Raw genomic sequence first — 833 nt, 5'->3', positions numbered from 1 at the left:
TGAAGACGCCCCGCACATCGCGGTGATCGGCAGCGGCGGCGCCGCCATGGCGGCGGCCCTGAAAGCCGCCGAGCGCGGCGCCCGGATCACCCTGATCGAACGCGGCACCGTCGGCGGTACCTGTGTCAATACAGGCTGTGTGCCTTCGAAGATCATGATTCGCGCGGCCCATATTGCCCACTTGCGTACGGAAAGTCCCTTCGATGCAGGCCTGAGCGCCCAGGCGCCGGTGGTGGATCGGGCCAAGCTGCTCGAGCAGCAGCAGCGACGTGTCGAGGAACTGCGTGACGCCAAGTACGAGGGGATTCTGCGCGACCACCCGGCCATCACGGTCCTGCACGGCGAGGCCCGGTTTATCGATGCCCATAGCCTGATGGTCAAGCTGAACGAGGGCGGCGAGCAGGTCGTCCACTTCGACCGCGCCTTAATCGGTACTGGCGCCCGACCGGCAGTACCGCCGATCCCGGGTCTTGCCGACACCCCCTACCTGACCTCTACCAGTGCGCTGGCCCTGGACACCCTTCCCGAGCGGCTGATTGTGATCGGCGCCTCGGTGGTGGCCCTGGAACTGGCCCAGGCCTTCGCCCGGCTGGGCAGCCGGGTCACGGTGCTGGCCCGCAGCCGCCTGCTCTCCCAGGAAGACCCGGCGGTAGGGGATGCGGTGGAGGCGGCGTTTCGCCGCGAGAGCATCGAGGTCCTCAAGCAGACCCAGGCGAGCCGCGTGGACTACACCGACAATGAATTCATTGTCGACACCAACGCCGGCACCTTGCGGGCGGATCAACTGCTGGTGGCCACCGGACGGACACCCAATACCGAGGCCCTGAACCTGG

1 protein-coding gene is annotated in these 833 nt (G+C 67.2%); it reads left to right on the top strand.

Annotation, left to right across the window (positions count from 1 at the left end):
• Nucleotides 1-16 precede the first annotated feature (16 nt).
• Nucleotides 17-833, top strand: an 817-nt coding sequence (locus tag A3730_RS02530) for an FAD-dependent oxidoreductase (protein WP_231883816.1), incomplete at its 3' end; no start/stop codon positions are given.

The organism is Alcanivorax sp. HI0044, from assembly GCF_001634945.1.
This window is presented reverse-complemented; position numbering and strand designations above follow the sequence as displayed.